Raw genomic sequence first — 15,008 nt, 5'->3', positions numbered from 1 at the left:
ACGGCCACCTGTGGTCCCCGTCGTACTTCGCCGGGTCATGCGGCGGCGCACCCCTCGCCGTCATCCGCGAGTACATCGAAAACCAGAAACGTCCCGGTTCGTGACGCGATTCCTCCCGGCCCTAAGGACCGGGATCCCTCGCTACCAGGAGTTGAACCGGCGACACCTGATCCGTCTTCACCCGCTGCCAGGCCAGGCGACCACCTTGGCGGCATGGCCTTCGGATACCGCCCCCGCACCGCCCGTCCTCCCAGCGAGGGCGGGCGGTCTTCGCACGTGCCTACGCCGCGCTGGAGGGCGAACTCCAAGTTAATTGAGATTTCAATACTTGACGAATCAAATTCTTTCGCGGTAACTTCAGGTGAGCGGCCTGGTGACATGCCGCCCGCTGCCGGCCCGGGGCAGGTTGCCCCGCCAAGCGCCGGCTGGCCCGCCGCTGGCCGTGAGCTGGGCCGATCACGCAAATCGTTCCCGTCGAGAAGGGGTTCTTCATGAAAAACGTCCTGCTGCGTGACCTGGCCGCGCTCGTCGCGCGTGTCGCCGTCGGTGTCATCTTCATCGCCCACGGATGGCAAAAGCTCACCGAATGGGGCCTCGACGGCACAGCTGCGGCATTCGACCAGATGGGCGTCCCGCTACCGACGGCGAGCGCCTGGTTTGCGGCGCTCGTCGAACTCGTTGGTGGTGTCGCCCTGCTGGTCGGGCTCGTAGTGCCCGTGGCTGGCCTGCTCCTCGCGCTCAACATGCTCGGCGCCTTCCTCATCGTCCACCTCAGCAATGGGGTCTTCGTGAATGACAACGGGTTCGAGCTTGTGCTCGCGCTCGGTGCAGCGGCTCTCCTGCTCGCCGCGGTCGGCGCAGGACGTTTCAGCCTGGACCGGCTCATCGCGCCCCGGCTGTCCCGCAGGGCGGACCGTCAGGCGCCCCGGACCGCTGCGGCCTGAGCGTGAACGACCTGCTGGGTCGGTGACAATCGCGCGACTGCTGCGCGCCTTCCCACGACAGCGCCCTCGGTATGCGCCAGGCTCGGGGACACGGGCGGCAGCCGCGGAGCACCTGCTCCGCGGCTGCCGCTCGTGTCAGCTCAGGTGCGGCGGTATGCAGGACGCCGGCCGCGGGCGCGGTGTTCGACGAATTGCTTCTTGAAGCCTGCGTCCACCCATGTCTTGGTGACGGTGGGATGAGTGGCCTTGACCTGGTCCAACGCCCGGATTCCGGCGGTGTTCTCGGTTGCGGAGGCGGCCATGACGATGACTGCCAGCAACAGTCCCAAGGTGTCCGTGACCACGCTGCGTTGACATCCGACGATCTTCTTGGCCGCGTCGGTTCTTTGTGGCGGTCGGCGGGTTCGTGGACGTCTTCACGCTCTGTGTATCGATGACCGCAGCGCTGGGCTACGGGTCGCGGCCGGCCTTGGTGCGATCAGTGCCCATCGGGCGTCGGAGATGTCACTGGGAAACCAGCGGTCTGCCGGGGTCTGCCGGCCCGTGCCGGACATGCAGGCCAACGGCCAGGTGGCGGTGCGATCCAGGTCGGGCATCATCGAGCCTTCCCGGACCGTCCGTGAGATATCACTGACTTGGGAGAGGCGCTGGAGACCATCAGCCAGCGTCTTCTCCGTCGACAGATTGATCCCCCAGATCAGAAGCCGATCGCCGCGGGGGTGTGCCTACGGACGACCCGGGGTGGCCGGGTCGCCGTCTGCGGTCCGCCGGCGCCACCCGGCCCGACGACACACCCCCGGATCATGCGTACGACGGGGCGGTAAGTCATATCCGGCCGGGCGGCCGAGGAGTCCCCAGCTGGGGGACGATCAAAAAGTAACTCCGTACTCGTCGGTGCGCCCTGGCCGGGCGAGTTGCCTCGCCCACCCAGGTCAGTCAGCTTCGGGCAAAAAATGTGGCGATGAGGGCGGCGGCTTCCTTGCCAGCGACGAGACGGGCGATGGTATCGGCTTCGTCTCGTGAGGTGTCCTCGGGCGAGGCCTCCCAACCGTTGCGCAGCAGACGTTTGGCCTCGCCGTATGCGGTGCTCGGGCCTTCCGCGAGTTGTTCGGCGATTGCCGTCGCCCGTGCCAGCACCACCTCATCCTCCACGACTTCGGCGATCAGTCCCCAGTCTCGTGCCTGCTCGGCGCTGAGCGGACGGGGCGTGAGCGCCATCTGCAGGGCGCGCTGCTGGCCGATCGCCCGGGGCAGCAGCACGGACACCCCGCAGTCAGGGGTCAGCCCCACCCCGGTGTAGGCAAAGGCGAACCTCGTCGAGCGGGCGGCCACCACCAAATCCGCGCTGAGCACGACGCCCAGGCCCGCGCCGGCGACCGCCCCGTGCACCGCGGCGACGACCGGTTTGGGCAACGCGGCCAGGCAGCGCAGGCCCCGGTCGAAGGCCAGGGCCAGCTCGCGTACGTAGCCGGCCGGGGCCTCGGCCGTCGCCATCGCTGCGAGGTCACCACCGGCGCAGAAACGCGGACCGGCCCCGCTGAGCAGAATGGCCCGCACCTCGTCATCCGCGCCGGCGCGCTTCACCGCCGCCTCGAACGCGTACGCGGTCGGCAGGTCGGCGGCGTTGGACGCCTTCGGCCGGTTGAGGGTGATTCGGGCGACGTTGCCGTCGACGACGTACAGGACGGGCTCGGTCAACGATCGGTCCTTTCTCAGACGCGGCGGAAGAGGGCGGCCATGGCCTGTCCCCCGCCGATGCACATGGTGACGATGCCGAGTTCTCCGTCGGCGCGGGCCAGATGCTTGGCCACCCGCAGCGCGAGGATGGCACCGGTGGCTCCGACGGGGTGGCCGAGCGCGATGGCACCGCCGTACGGGTTGGTCCGCTCCGGGTCGAGCTTCGCGTCCCGGATCACCGCCACCGCCTGAGCCGCGAACGCCTCGTTGCACTCGACCACGTCGATGTCACGGGCAGTCGTGCCCGTCTGGTCGAAGAGCTTCTTCAGCGCCAGCACCGGGGCGTAGCCCATCAACTCCGGCTCCATCGCCGCGGTCGCCACCGCCTCCAGGCTCACCAGCGCGGTCAGGCCCCGCTCCGCCGCAACGGATTCCCGGGCCAGCACCACAGCGGCGGCGCCGTCGTTGATGCCCGACGCGTTGCCCGCCGTGACCGTGCCGCCCGCTTCAAAGGCGGGCCGCAGCCCGGCCAGCACCTCCAACGTCGTCTCCGGCCTCGGGTACTCGTCCCGCTCGACCGTCACCGGCTTGCGCCCACCGACCTCAACCGGGACGATCTCCGCGCCGAAGGCCGCCGTGGCCGCGTCCGACGCCGCGCGCCGCTGCGACTCCAGCGCGAACTCGTCCTGATCCTGGCGGGAGACGCCGTACTTGCGGGCTACGTTCTCCGCGGTGATACCCATGTGGATGCCGTGGAACGGATCGGTCAGCATCATCACGGTGCCGTCGACCAGGGTGCGGTTGCCGAGCTTGTATCCCGACCGGGCGTCGAAGTCGTAGAACGGCATCCGCGTCATGTTCTCGTCGCCGCCTGCCACGATCAGGTCCGCGCCGCCCCACCGAAGCTGGGCCGCCGCCGACCAGATCGCCTGCAATCCGCTGCCGCACAACCGGTTCACCGTGTACGCGGGGGTACCGACCGGGAGTCCGGCGGCCAGCGCGACCCGGCGCGCGTTGTACGCGTCCGGGCCGACCTGGCCGATGCAGCCCATGACCACCTCGTCGACCGCCTCGGCGGGTACGCCCGCCCGGGACAGGGCCGCCCTGACAGCGGTGGCCCCGAGTTCATGGGCCGGCACGCCTTTGAAGGCACCGCCGAAGCTGCCCACCGGGGTTCGGGCCCCGTCAACGAGGAGAATCTTCTCCGAGCTCACCATTCACCTCCAGATAGCCGTGCCGCATCCCCGGCACGTTCCGTCACCGCCACGTCGCCGCACCCCGGCGACACGTCATCCACCCATGCCCCATATCGGGCGTGCCTCTGCGCGGCGAGGCACGCGTCAGTCCGGTAGGAGCAACCGAGTCGTCAACCGATGCAGAGCTGTCCGCCGTCGATCGTCAGTGACGATCCGGTGATGAACGTGGCCTCATCAGAGGCGAGGAAGACCGCCGCGCCTGCGATGTCCTGAGGCGTCCCTAACCGTCGGAGGGCGACGTTGGGGTCGATAGAGCTCTCCGAGTCGTCCACTGCGGGTACGTCGACCCGAGTCATCGATGTGTCGATCACACCTGGGTGCAGTGCGCAGACCCGGATTCCGTGCTTGCCCAGCTCTTTTGCGAGGGAGTACGTCAGGAGCCGGACCGCGCCCTTTGCGGCGCAGTATGCGGAAATTCCTGGCATGCCCTGTAGTCCACCCATCGATGACAGGTTGATGATGACTCCGGGCCGCCGTCCATTGCGCATCGACCGTACCGCCGCTTGCGAGGCGAAGAAGACGCCCTTGACGTTGACGTCCATGATGGCGTCGTAGTCGGCCTCGGTCATGTCCACCAACCGTCCGGAGCGCAGCAGGCCGGCGTTATTGACCAGGACGTCGACCCCGCCGAATGATTCGGCGGCCTCGACGGCGCGCTGGAGGTCACGCAGATCCGTGACGTCGGTCTGGACGAATACCGCCTCGCTGCCCCCCTCGCGGATCAGCTCGTGGGTGGGCGTCCCGCCCTCGCGAGGGTCCTCGCGCCGGTCCGCCACGATGACGGCGCGTGCGCCCTCGTCTGCGAACCGCAGCGCGATCGCCCGGCCGATGGCACTGGAACCACCGGTGACGATCGTGACCTTGCCGTCAAGCCTGCCCATGCTCGTGCTCCTTGTCGTCGGAGAGGTTTAGCTCTTGAGCACCACGGACGCGCCGTTGGCCCCGAGGCCCAGTACGGCGGAGAGGCCCACACGCGCGCCTGGGACCTGACGTCCCTGCGCCTGCTGGCGCAGCTGCCAGACGATTTCGCACACCTGCAGGACGCCCTGTGCGGTCGTGGCCTCGCCGAACGACAGGAATCCGCCGCTGGGGTTGACCGGCAGCTTGCCCCCGATGCCCAGCTCACCGCGTTCGATCATCCAGTCGGCCTGCCCGGGCTCCAGAAAGCCGAACAGCTCTGGCCAGGCCAGGACGTGCCAGGCGGAGTTGTCCGCCATCTCGAGGAGGTCGACGTCGCCCGGCCCCATGCCTGCGGCTTCCAGCGCGGCTCGTACGGCGCCGCCCACCTCGCTGGTGTGCTGCACTGTGGGGTCGGCGTTCATGGAGATGGTAGGGATGCGCACTGCGGGATCACCGAATCGTCCTGTGGCCACAGCCGAGCCGGCCACCTGCACCAGTGGCACTCCGAGCCGGCGTGCCTGCGCCTCCGAGCCGAGGACGATCGCCGCGGCGCCGTCGCTGACGGCGCATATCTCCAGTAGGTGCAGCGGGTCGCTGACCATGGCTGATGCGAGCACGTCTTCGACGGTGATCGGCTTCCGATAGCGCGCCAGTGGGTTGGCGACCGCGTTGTCGTGCATCAGCACCGACGCCTGCGCGTAGGTCTCGGCTGTGGTGCCGAGCTCGTGCATGCGCCTGCGCGCCTCTATCGCCCAGTAGGCCGGGTTGGTGGCGCCGATTGCCACCCACCGTAGGTAGTCGGTGTCGGTGATGTCGTCGGGGATGCCGGGTGGGCGAGGGATGAACCCCTTCGGCATGCGCTCCGCGCCGAGGGCTGCGATCACCTCGCACTCGCCGCTGGCGATCATCGTGGCAGCCGTGTGCACCGCGATGCCACCAGCCGCGCAACCACCGCCCACGTTGATGGCCGGCGCACCGTTTTCGGCGATGGCCTGCATCACCTCGTTGGCGTGCAGGCCCCAGCCCATCCCGCCTTCGAATCGGGAGCTGGCCGCGACCAGGCCCTGGAGATCACGCCAACCGAGCCGGGCGTCCGTCAGTGCCGCCGTGAGCGCCTCGATGGCCAGTTGCAACTGCGACTTGTCGGGGAATTTTCCCCACGGGTGAGCCCCCACTCCGAGGACGTAGACGGGCCTCATGACGTCTCCTCCTCGTGGAGCGGTGAGAACTTGTAGGTCAGGACTTCGCGTCCGTCGGTGGCGCGGTACAGCGGCTCGGCCAGGAGCCGCAGTGGCATGCCGATCCGAATCTCGTCGAGGTCGCAGCCGGTCAGCATGCCCAGCACCCGGAGTCCTTCCGGCAGCTGGACGAGGCCGATCGCGTACGGGGTCCACGGATCCATCCCGAACAATGCGGGTGGGCGGTAGCCCTGCACGGTGTAGCTGTACAGGGTGCCGTGCCGGCCCAGGAGGACTTCCTCGACTCGTTTGGTCTCGCACCGCGGGTTCCGGCAGCTGAGGCTCTTGGGGAAGTAGTGGGTGCCGCATCCGGTGCACCGGGACCCGACGAGGGCGGCAGCGCCATCGACGGACACTTCGAACAACTCGTCGGCGACCGGCACCTGCTGACTGGTTGTCACGTTCGGTTCCTCGCGCTCAGCGGGACAGAATGTCCCGGACCTCGGTGAAGTACAGGGTGCCGTCCGCGACATTCGTCACGGTGACCTCGTGCCGCACGTAGCGCCTGTCGCGCTTGATGAATTTGTCGGCGGCCCTGGTGTGGATGCGGACCGTGGCGCCCACGGGAATCGGCTCGACGATCTGCGAGTCGTGATAGGTGTGAATCGATCCGATCGCGAAGGGCTTCGTGTGATCGAACTGCACCGCCAGCACGAAGTGCGACACGAGCATCGGCGGGACGATCGCACCACCGAAGGGCGACTCTCCCTCGATGTGCCACGAGTTCATGAGCCACGCCTCGTACCACGGGTTGTAGTCCTCGACGGCGTCGGCGTACATGATCACGAGCTCAGGGGTGATCGTGAGGTCGCGCGACAGCTCGTCCCCGATCTGAACCATGTCCCAGTACGCCTGTGACTTCTCATTGAGGCTGTTGACGAAGTCCCGCGTCTGCTGGACCTGAATCTCGGTCATCGGACGCAGCGCGTCCGTCGTCGGCACGGTGGCGGCCATCGAGGTGCTCTCTCTCGGGCTTGCGCTGGCGGACCTGGTCGGCGAGTCAGACATCGACATCTGCCTCGACCCAGCCCACGGTCTTCTTCTGGCCGTCCTCGTTCTCGGCCCAGATCTCGACCTTGAAGCGGTAGCCGTCACCCTTCGGCGTCTTTTCGCGCACGATGCCGTAGGTGGTGATGACCTCGTTGGCGTACGTCGATGCGACGTATTTGCATTCCATCCGCGCGTTGCGGAAGAAGTTCCGACCGAAGTGGTTCACGCACATCTCTGCCAGGTAGGCGGTCGACATCTCGCCGGTCTGGATGGGAGCGGGGAGGCCGGTCTCCGCGGCGTACACGGGGTCCCAGTGGTTGGGGTTGAATCGGCCCCACAGGCGCGACCCCATGAGTTGGATCGCCGCCTTCTTCTTCACGCCGGTGAGTTCGTGCCCCACTGGGGTGTCGCGGGTGAGCAGTCCCTGCGCCGGAGGTGCGCCGCTGCCTGTCCTCTGCATGCTGTCGAAAGCCTTTCCTCGGGCTTGTCGCCGGCCGGTCGAAGGTTCTCCTGTACGGATGCGGGACAACTGCGAGGCTTCCGCCCGCGATGCCGGTCCAGGAGAGGTGCTCCGTCAAGGGCGGCCAGGGGCGCCGGAAACGAGGTGCGCATGGCGTCCTGACGGCTGTCAACGTAGCTGTTGACGATCGCCGGAGTCAAGGCGATGCGATCCGCCGCAGAGGCCCGTCAACGCACATGTTGACCTGCGCGCTCGAACCTGTTTAGGCTGGTCCCACACGTGACCGGTGTCACGCGTCCCAAACCCTTCACCAACGGAGCACATCTGTGACTGCCGTCGTCATCAGTGGCTTGGTCATGGGCGTCCTGTACGCCATCGCCGGCCTCGGCCTCGTCGTCGTGTACCGGACCTCCAAGGTGCTCAACTTCGCCATGGGCGGCATCGGCGCGGTCACGGCCTATGCGGCCAGCGACCTGCTGGCCGTGGGCCTGCCCTACCCGCTCGTCATCGTCGCCGGGATCGTCGTTGGCGGCCTGACGGGAGCGCTGCTGGAGGTGGGCGTGGCCAGACCGCTGCGGCAGCGGCCCCACCTCACCATCGCGCTCGGGACGCTTGGAGCGCTCCTGATCGTCGAAGGACTGATCGGCCTACGCTACGGCTTCGCGCCGAAGAGTCTCGCCCCTGCTTTCAGTGGCGCGGGCCTGAGCGCGGGGAGCTTCTCCCTCAGCGCGAACCAGGCCTTCGTGGCCATTGTCGGTGTCGCCGCCACGGCTGTGCTGTTCTTCGTCGTGATGAGGACCCGGCTGGGTATCAGCATGCGCGCGGTCAGCTCCGGTCCGCTGACTTCTGCGCTACTCGGGATGGACGTGTCACGGGTCAGGAGGTACGCGTGGGCGCTCGGCGGCGTGTACGGGGGCCTCGCGGCGCTGCTGGTCACGCCGCTGACCTACCTGTCGCCCAGTAGCTTCACCATCTTCTTGTTGACCGCCTTCGCAGCAGTGGTGCTCGGCGGCTTCACCAGCATCATCGGAGTCGTCCTCGGCGCGCTGGCCTTCGGCGTGGTGACCAACCTGCTGCTCAGCTACCTCGACGCAGGGCTGATCTCGACCTACACCTTCCTCGGCATCGCCCTGGTCCTCGTGCTGAGGCCCAACGGGCTCTTCGGTCGCCAGGAGAGGGAGGTCCCGGAGCCGAGGATCGCGCCTCGCCGCCGGACTGCCGGCAGCTCGACGCGTCAACGCCCGACACTGGCCCTTCCGTCCCTCACCGTCTCCCGGCGGGCCAAGATCGTCGGCTGGGTCGTGCTACTCGGTCTGTTGGCCGTGATGCCATTCCTGGCCGCCGACCGCAGCCTCTTCCTTCTCGCCACGGCGCTGGCGACGTTCGTGGGAGTGCTGGGCCTCAACGTGCTCGTCGGGTTCACCGGTCAGGTGTCGTTGGGACACAGCGCCTTCCTCGCCATCGGCGCGTACACCGCAGCGATCTCGGTCGAGCGCGGGCTGCCTCCGCTGGTCGGCGTAGCCCTCGCGGTCGTCGTCGGCGGGATAGGCGGCGCCCTCCTGGGCCTGCCGGCAACACGGCTGTCCGGCATCTACCTCACCCTGCTCACGCTGATCTTCGCCTTCGCGCTGCCCGAGCTGATCCTGTACTTCAAGGACCTCACCAACGGCGCCAGCGGCCTGCCCCTCACTCCGCCGGCGTTCCTCTTCGAGCCGTCGGACATGTACTGGTTCCTGCTCGCCGTCGCCGTCGCCGTCGGTGCGCTTGTGGCGTGGCTGGCACGGTCGTCGGTCGGGCGCGCCTGGCGAGCCGTGCGCGACAGCGAGGACGGCGCCCGTTCCCTCGGCCTCCGGCCCGCGCAGGTGAAGCTCGGGGCGTTCGCGCTCGGCTCGGCCCTCGCCGCGCTCGGCGGGGCGCTCGGCGGCATGCTCATCGGCTTCGTCGGCCTGGAGAGCTACGGCGTCTTCGTCTCGATCTACGCGCTCCTCGCAGTCGTGCTCGGCGGTCCGGGCTCGATTCTCGGCAGCTTCCTCGGAGCCCTGTTCATCACAGTGGTCCCCGACGCGACCGACGGGTTCGGCATTCCACAGAACCTGATGTTCGGAGTCGCGCTGCTGCTGGTCCTGTTCCTCGCGCCGCGCGGCCTTGCCGGACTGTTCGCCCGTCCCACGTCCCCCCCGGCCGCAGACGACACCGATGACGGGCCCAGCTCGGCTAACTCGCACCTCGACGGCCTCGTCACGGCCGAGCCGGCCGTGCGTGCCGCGGGGAAGGTCAACGCTCGCGCGGACGTCGGGCCGGTCCTCGAGCTCAGCGGGGTCAGCGCCGGGTACGGGAGCGAGCCGGTCCTGCGGGACGTGGACCTCGTCGTCGGTGAGGGAGAGGTCGTCGCCCTGCTCGGTGCCAACGGCGCGGGCAAGTCGACGGTGTTGCGAGCCATCTCAGGAGTGATACCGCTGGACCGCGGCAGCATGACGTGGGCAGGTCAGCGCCTGCCCGACTGGCCCCGGCACTCCCCCGCGGTCGCCGCCCGCGACGGCATCGGGCACATCCCTGAAGCGCGTGGGATTTTCCCCGATCTCACGGTCCACGAGAACCTCCTCACCGGGGCATTCGCGACACCCGACGGCACCGTCGACGAGGAGACCGTGGAGCGGGTGTTCGGCCACTTCCCCATCCTGCGCGATCGTCTGAGCCAGGCCGCTGGCACCCTCAGTGGCGGTGAGCAGCAGATGCTCGCCATCGGGCGCGCCCTCATCGCCAAACCCCGCCTGCTGATGCTCGACGAGCCCTCGCTCGGCCTCTCCCCGCTCATCTCGCAGCAGGTCTTCAAGATCCTCGGAGACATCGCAAGCTCCGGGGTCTCCATCCTGCTGGTAGAGCAGAACGCCCATGCCAGCCTCAGGCTGGCCGACAGAGCGTACGTGCTCGCACGAGGCAGGGTGGTGCTGTCCGGCTCCGCCGCCGACGTCGCCGAGGACCCCACGCTGCGCGGCTCTTACCTGGAGGTTTCACAGTGAGTGACCAGCCGGCCCTGGAGGTCATCGACGTCTCCGTCAGCTTCGGCGGCATCCACGCCCTGCGCAATGTCAGTCTCTCCGTTGCCCCAGGAGCCCGCGTCGGGCTCATCGGTCCCAACGGCGCGGGCAAGACCACCCTGGTCAACTGCGTGGCCGGAGGTCTCAAGCCGAACGAAGGCGACGTGCGACTCTACGGCAGGTCCGTCGCCAAGCTGTCGGCACCGTTGCGGGCACGCCTGGGCATCGGGCGGACGTTCCAGAACCTCGAGCTGTTCGGCTCCATGTCCGTGCTCGAGAACGTCACGACCGCGCTCGACGTCCCGATGGTCGGGATACCGCGTCGCAGCCGGGCTCGCGAGGACCGTGCCCGCGCCGCACTCGCCGCCTTCGGCCTCGAAAAGTACGCCGAGGTCCCAGCGGGTGCCCTCCCGTACGGCGTACGCAAGCTGGTGGAGTTGAGTCGAGCGTTCGTGCGGCAACCGCGGTTTCTGCTCCTCGACGAGCCGGTCGCCGGCCTGAGCGAGCCCGAGACGTTCCTCGAGGCGCTCGTCGACGGGCTCGACCGCCTGGGCTGCGCTGTTCTGCTCATCGAGCACGACATGCCGACGGTTCGTGAGCTGTGTAGCCAGGTCTACGTGCTCGACTCCGGCGCTGTCATCGCCGACGGCACGTTCGCCGAGGTGGCCAGGAACGAACGGGTTGTCACGGCATACCTGGGCGCAAACGTCGATTGACGTCTCGCCCAGCCACGACAAGTCATCGCGATGACAAACGACCACTCCTCATCCCGAGGATCAACACTAGCGTTGACACGCGCTGCGCCACCCACTTAGCGTGACGCGGAACTGAAGGAAGGGTGCTTGATGAAGAGCTCGCAGGTGGACGTGATCGTCGTCGGCGCCGGCCTCGCCGGTCTCCGAGCGGTTCACTCCGTCCGTGAAGCAGGCTTCACCGTCCAGGCCCTCGAGGCCGCTTCCGGCATCGGTGGGGTGTGGCACTGGAACCGCTACCCGGGCGCCCGCTGCGACGTGGAAAGCTACGACTACTCGTACTCCTTCTCGGAAGAGCTGGAGCAGGAATGGCGGTGGACCGAGCGCTACGCCACCCAGCCTGAGATCCTCCGCTACATCGAGCATGTGGCCGACCGCTTCGACCTGCGCCGCTACGTCAAGCTCAACACCCGCGTGGTCAAGGCGCAGTTCGACGAGGACTCGTCGCGTTGGACCGTCCAGACCGAGCACGGCGAGCAGTACGACGCGGCGTACGTGATCATGGCTACCGGTCAGCTGTCGGTCACCAAACTTCCCGAGATCGAGGGCTTCGACGACTTCGCCGGCCAGGTCCTGCACACCGGCCAGTGGCCGCACGACCCAGTCGACTTCACTGGCAAGCGTGTGGGAGTGATCGGCACCGGCTCGTCCGGCGTGCAGCTGATCCCGATTGTTGCCCGCGAGGCAGCCCACCTGACCGTTTTCCAACGGACGCCCACGTTCACCGTGCCGGCCAACAACCGACCCATCGACGACGTCGAGGACGCCGACATCAAGGCACGGTACGCGACGCGCCGCGAAGCCGCCCGGATGTCGGCGAACGGTCTCGGCTTCGACCCCGGCAAGAAGTCGCTGCTCGAAGCCACGGAGGCGGAGCGGATCCAGCGGCTCGAGCAGCAGTACCAGGCCGCGGGCTTCGGCTTCGCCCTGGCTTACCCGGACATTCTCCTCGACGAGAAGGCCAACGAGAAGGTCGCCGACTTCCTCCGGGAGAAGATCCGCCTCAAGGTCCAGGACCCCCGGACCGCGGAGCGGCTGACGCCGTACGGGTACCCGTTCGGCGCGAAGCGCCCGGCGGTTGACAGCGGCTACTACGAGGCGTTCAACCGCGACAACGTCTCTCTGGTCGACATCAGCGCCGAGCCGCTGGAGCGCATCACCGTCGACGGCCTCGTCGCCGGAGGCAGGGAGCACGAGCTCGACGTCATCGTGTTCGCCACCGGATTCGACGCCCTCACGGGGTCGCTCCTGAAGCCAACGATCGTCGGGCGTGCCGGGCAGACCCTGCGCGAGAAGTGGGCGGCCGGCCCGGTCACGTACCTCGGCCTGGGCACCACGGGCTTCCCGAACCTGTTCATCATCGCCGGGCCGGGCAGCCCGTCGGTGCTCGCCAACGTGCTGCTGGGCATCGAGCAGCACGTCGACTGGATCGTGCAGCTTCTCCACACCGCCCGAGCGCGTGGCGTCGCGGAGATCGAGGCGACACCCGAGGCCGAGCACGCCTGGGTCGAGCACGTGAACGAACGCGCCCGCCGAACGCTCTACCTCAAGGCGGCGTCCTGGTACCTGGGCGCCGATGTGCCGGGTAAACCGCGCGTCTTCATGCCCTACACCGGAGGTCACCGTGGCTACCGCCGCATCTGCGACGAAGTCGCCGCCAACGATTACGAAGGCTTCGACCTCATCACCGGATCCGAGGTAGCGCAGCGCCGCACAGATCGCCAGTCGCACGAGGTCGAATCAGCCACAGCGCGCTGACCTCGCCCCGCAGCGAGCCTCGCACCCCGTTCCACTCCCCCACCAACCGAGTTCCGTCGACCTCGACGCGTTGTGAAAGAGGATATTTTGGCCATCAAGCCCAAGCTCACGATCGCCGCTGTCGCCACACTTGCCGCCGCCTCGCTCGCCGCCTGCGGCGGCAAGGAATCGACCGAAGGCGGAATCTCCGGCGACAAGACCATCACGATCGGCATCTCCTCCATCCAGAGCGGCGCGGCCGCGTCGTCCGGGCTGAGTCTCAAGTGCACGGTCGAGGCGTACCTCGACGCTGCCAACAAGTCCGGGGGCATCAACGGCTACACGTTCGAGACGATCTCGCGGGACCACCAGTACGACCCCAGCCGTGCTGCCAACATCGCGCGGCAGTTCGTCAGCGACGATGTCTTCCTCATGCTCACCGACGGCACCGCGACGATGAACGCCGCCCTTCCGGCGATCAAGCCGCGCGGCATCCCGATCTTCGCAACCGCCGACGGGGCTGTCTTCACACCGCCGAAGTACGACGCGATGTTCGGCATCAACCCCAACTACGCCCGCGAGGCCGCAGGCGGCGCGCGCTTCATCATCGACGAGCTTCACGAGACCCAGACCGCCATCGCCTACCTGAACTCCGAGGCCGGCGAGCCCGCGGCGAAAGCCTTCCCGGCGTACGTCGAGGCACACGGCGGCAAGGTGCTGGCCAGCGAGGCCATCGCCTCCACGAGCACCGACTACACCGCGCAGGCGAACAAGCTGAAGGCCTCCGGCGCGAAGGTCGTCTACTCCTTCCTGCTGGACACCGGCCTGGCTGCGCTGCAGAAGGCGAGCGACAGCATCGGCTACCACCCGACCTGGGTGTCGTGGTTCCCGGCATATACGCCGAGCTACCTCGACCTCGCCGGCCCGCTGGCTGAGGGGACCTACGTGTCCCAGTTCGCTACCCCTCTCTCGGAAACCAGCAACGAGGGTGTGTCGACGTACCTCGACATCATGCAGAAGGCGTGCCCCGACGCGATCACGGCACAGGCTGCGCAGTCCGCGTCCAGCTTCGCGGCGGCCATCGTCGCGGGGGTCGAGAAGGCCACCGAGGGCGGCGCGGCGCTGACCCGCGAGGGCTTCATCGAGGCGATCAAGGGCGAGGACCAGGCCTACGGGCTCACCCCGTCGGTCACCTGGACCGACCAGACCCACGCCGGTGCCACCAAGGCCGCGATGTACCAGATCAAGGGCGGGAAGCTCGTTGCCATCACCAGGTACGACACCCTGCCCGAGTCGGAGTGACCATGCGTCCGCGGCCTGACCAGTTGCGGACCCGGAGAGGAGCAGTCAGATGAGGATGTCGGTGCACGAGCGTCGAGCGGAGCTGGAGAAGCGCTTTGCGCCGTGGACGCCGCGAACCATCGACGAGGTCCTCGACGTCGTCGCGGAGGAGTTCCCCGAGCGCCCGTACGTCATCACCGACGACCGCACGTACACGTATGCGGATATCCGCGACTGGTCGATCCGGCTGGCGCGCGGCCTCGTGGCATCGGGCGTACGGCCCGGCGACCACGTCGGGCTGGTGATGGGCAACTACCCGGAGTTCGTCGCGGTGAAGTACGCCATTGCTCGGGCTCGGGCGGTGGCTGTGCCGATCAACTTCCTCAACCGCAGGGACGAGCTCGGCTACGTGCTCAAGCAGTCCAACACCAAGGTGCTCATCACGATGGACACCTTCCGTGGGCTGGACTACCTGGCCTTCCTGGACCAGCTCGAGCCAGGCTGGGAGCACGGGGGCGGCCGCCAGCTGCCCGACCTGGAGAAGGTCTTCGTCTTCCCCACCGGCGATTCATGCCGCGAGAGCGCGTCCAGCCTGCAGGACCTGGAGGCCGCGGGAGTCGACGGAATGTTGCCGCAGGTGGCCGCCGACCCCGCCGGTGGACAGCCAGCGGGCGTTGGTGGGTGCGCCCTGGAAGGCGAGCAGCCGGGCGTCCTCGGCGACGAGCTGCCGGGTGC

At 68.1% G+C, this 15,008-nt stretch carries 14 protein-coding genes and 2 pseudogenes; 8 read left to right on the top strand and 8 right to left on the bottom strand.

Translation table 11 applies throughout. The annotated features are described in order from the left end of the window. Positions 1-104: transposase (locus ABZ671_RS31370; RefSeq protein ID WP_357864900.1), on the top strand; the 104-nt coding region annotated here is incomplete at its 5' end. Between the two features lie 387 nt (positions 105-491). Next, on the top strand, positions 492-944 hold the full coding sequence (locus tag ABZ671_RS31365; RefSeq protein WP_357864896.1) for a DoxX family protein: 453 nt from the start codon (positions 492-494) through the stop codon (positions 942-944). 173 nt (positions 945-1,117) lie between these two features. Here ABZ671_RS31365 and ABZ671_RS31360 read toward each other — a convergent pair. The 8 genes and pseudogenes from ABZ671_RS31360 to ABZ671_RS31325 all read right to left on the bottom strand — a co-directional run. Further along, positions 1,118-1,421 (bottom strand): annotated as a pseudogene (locus ABZ671_RS31360) (transposase); the annotation flags it as partial. Between the two features lie 459 nt (positions 1,422-1,880). Continuing rightward, positions 1,881-2,642, bottom strand: a complete 762-nt coding sequence (locus tag ABZ671_RS31355; RefSeq protein ID WP_357864894.1) for an enoyl-CoA hydratase/isomerase family protein — start codon at positions 2,640-2,642, stop codon at positions 1,881-1,883. Between the two features lie 14 nt (positions 2,643-2,656). Next, positions 2,657-3,838 (bottom strand): thiolase family protein, encoded by a 1,182-nt coding sequence (locus ABZ671_RS31350; RefSeq protein WP_357864892.1) that lies wholly within the window; start codon positions 3,836-3,838, stop codon positions 2,657-2,659. A gap of 149 nt (positions 3,839-3,987) precedes the next feature. Beyond that, positions 3,988-4,758, bottom strand: a complete 771-nt coding sequence (locus tag ABZ671_RS31345; RefSeq protein ID WP_357864891.1) for an SDR family oxidoreductase — start codon at positions 4,756-4,758, stop codon at positions 3,988-3,990. A gap of 27 nt (positions 4,759-4,785) precedes the next feature. Further along, positions 4,786-5,976 (bottom strand): lipid-transfer protein, encoded by a 1,191-nt coding sequence (locus ABZ671_RS31340; protein WP_357864890.1) that lies wholly within the window; start codon positions 5,974-5,976, stop codon positions 4,786-4,788. Next, complete coding sequence (locus ABZ671_RS31335) at positions 5,973-6,416, bottom strand: OB-fold domain-containing protein (protein WP_357864889.1); 444 nt, start codon at positions 6,414-6,416, stop codon at positions 5,973-5,975. Before ABZ671_RS31335 ends, ABZ671_RS31340 begins: the two co-directional genes overlap by 4 nt. A 16-nt stretch (positions 6,417-6,432) precedes the next feature. Further along, positions 6,433-6,969, bottom strand: coding sequence for a MaoC family dehydratase (locus tag ABZ671_RS31330; protein WP_357864887.1), 537 nt, complete (start codon positions 6,967-6,969; stop codon positions 6,433-6,435). 46 nt (positions 6,970-7,015) lie between these two features. Then, positions 7,016-7,465: a MaoC family dehydratase gene (locus tag ABZ671_RS31325; protein WP_357864886.1), complete on the bottom strand. Its 450-nt coding sequence runs from the start codon at positions 7,463-7,465 to the stop codon at positions 7,016-7,018. A 326-nt stretch (positions 7,466-7,791) separates the two neighbouring features. On the opposite strand from ABZ671_RS31325, the pseudogene ABZ671_RS31320 reads away from it, so the two are divergent. The 6 genes and pseudogenes from ABZ671_RS31320 to ABZ671_RS31295 form a co-directional block, all read left to right on the top strand. Further along, positions 7,792-9,579: pseudogene (locus ABZ671_RS31320) on the top strand (ABC transporter permease); the annotation flags it as partial. Positions 9,580-9,813: 234 nt separating this feature from the next. Continuing rightward, complete coding sequence (locus ABZ671_RS31315; protein WP_357864898.1) at positions 9,814-10,485, top strand: ABC transporter ATP-binding protein; 672 nt, start codon at positions 9,814-9,816, stop codon at positions 10,483-10,485. Next, the gene (locus tag ABZ671_RS31310) at positions 10,482-11,219 is read left to right on the top strand and encodes an ABC transporter ATP-binding protein (protein ID WP_357864885.1); all 738 of its coding nucleotides are present in this window, start codon (positions 10,482-10,484) and stop codon (positions 11,217-11,219) included. The genes ABZ671_RS31315 and ABZ671_RS31310 overlap by 4 nt, the downstream gene beginning before the upstream one ends. Positions 11,220-11,348: 129 nt before the next feature. Beyond that, positions 11,349-13,013, top strand: a complete 1,665-nt coding sequence (locus ABZ671_RS31305) for an NAD(P)/FAD-dependent oxidoreductase (RefSeq protein WP_357864883.1) — start codon at positions 11,349-11,351, stop codon at positions 13,011-13,013. Between the two features lie 87 nt (positions 13,014-13,100). After that, on the top strand, positions 13,101-14,294 hold the full coding sequence (locus tag ABZ671_RS31300; protein WP_357864881.1) for an ABC transporter substrate-binding protein: 1,194 nt from the start codon (positions 13,101-13,103) through the stop codon (positions 14,292-14,294). 49 nt (positions 14,295-14,343) lie between these two features. Beyond that, positions 14,344-15,008, top strand: a 665-nt coding sequence (locus ABZ671_RS31295; protein WP_357864880.1) for an AMP-binding protein, incomplete at its 3' end; no start/stop codon positions are given.

It is taken from the genome of Micromonospora sp. NPDC006766 (assembly GCF_040636055.1).
Classification (GTDB): domain Bacteria; phylum Actinomycetota; class Actinomycetes; order Mycobacteriales; family Micromonosporaceae; genus Micromonospora.
The sequence above is the reverse complement of the archived record's forward strand: the minus strand, read 5'-3'. Positions and strand labels throughout refer to the sequence as shown.

Excerpts from the sequence above, each read along its gene's own strand:
- ABZ671_RS31365 (WP_357864896.1), top strand. The coding sequence starts at position 492 with ATGAAAAACGTCCTGCTGCGTGACCTGGCCGCGCTCGTCGCGCGTGTC.
- ABZ671_RS31350 (WP_357864892.1), bottom strand. The coding sequence starts at position 3,838 with ATGGTGAGCTCGGAGAAGATTCTCCTCGTTGACGGGGCCCGAACCCCG.
- ABZ671_RS31345 (WP_357864891.1), bottom strand. The coding sequence starts at position 4,758 with ATGGGCAGGCTTGACGGCAAGGTCACGATCGTCACCGGTGGTTCCAGT.
- ABZ671_RS31340 (WP_357864890.1), bottom strand. The coding sequence starts at position 5,976 with ATGAGGCCCGTCTACGTCCTCGGAGTGGGGGCTCACCCGTGGGGAAAA.
- ABZ671_RS31330 (WP_357864887.1), bottom strand. The coding sequence starts at position 6,969 with ATGGCCGCCACCGTGCCGACGACGGACGCGCTGCGTCCGATGACCGAG.
- ABZ671_RS31325 (WP_357864886.1), bottom strand. The coding sequence starts at position 7,465 with ATGCAGAGGACAGGCAGCGGCGCACCTCCGGCGCAGGGACTGCTCACC.
- ABZ671_RS31305 (WP_357864883.1), top strand. The coding sequence starts at position 11,349 with ATGAAGAGCTCGCAGGTGGACGTGATCGTCGTCGGCGCCGGCCTCGCC.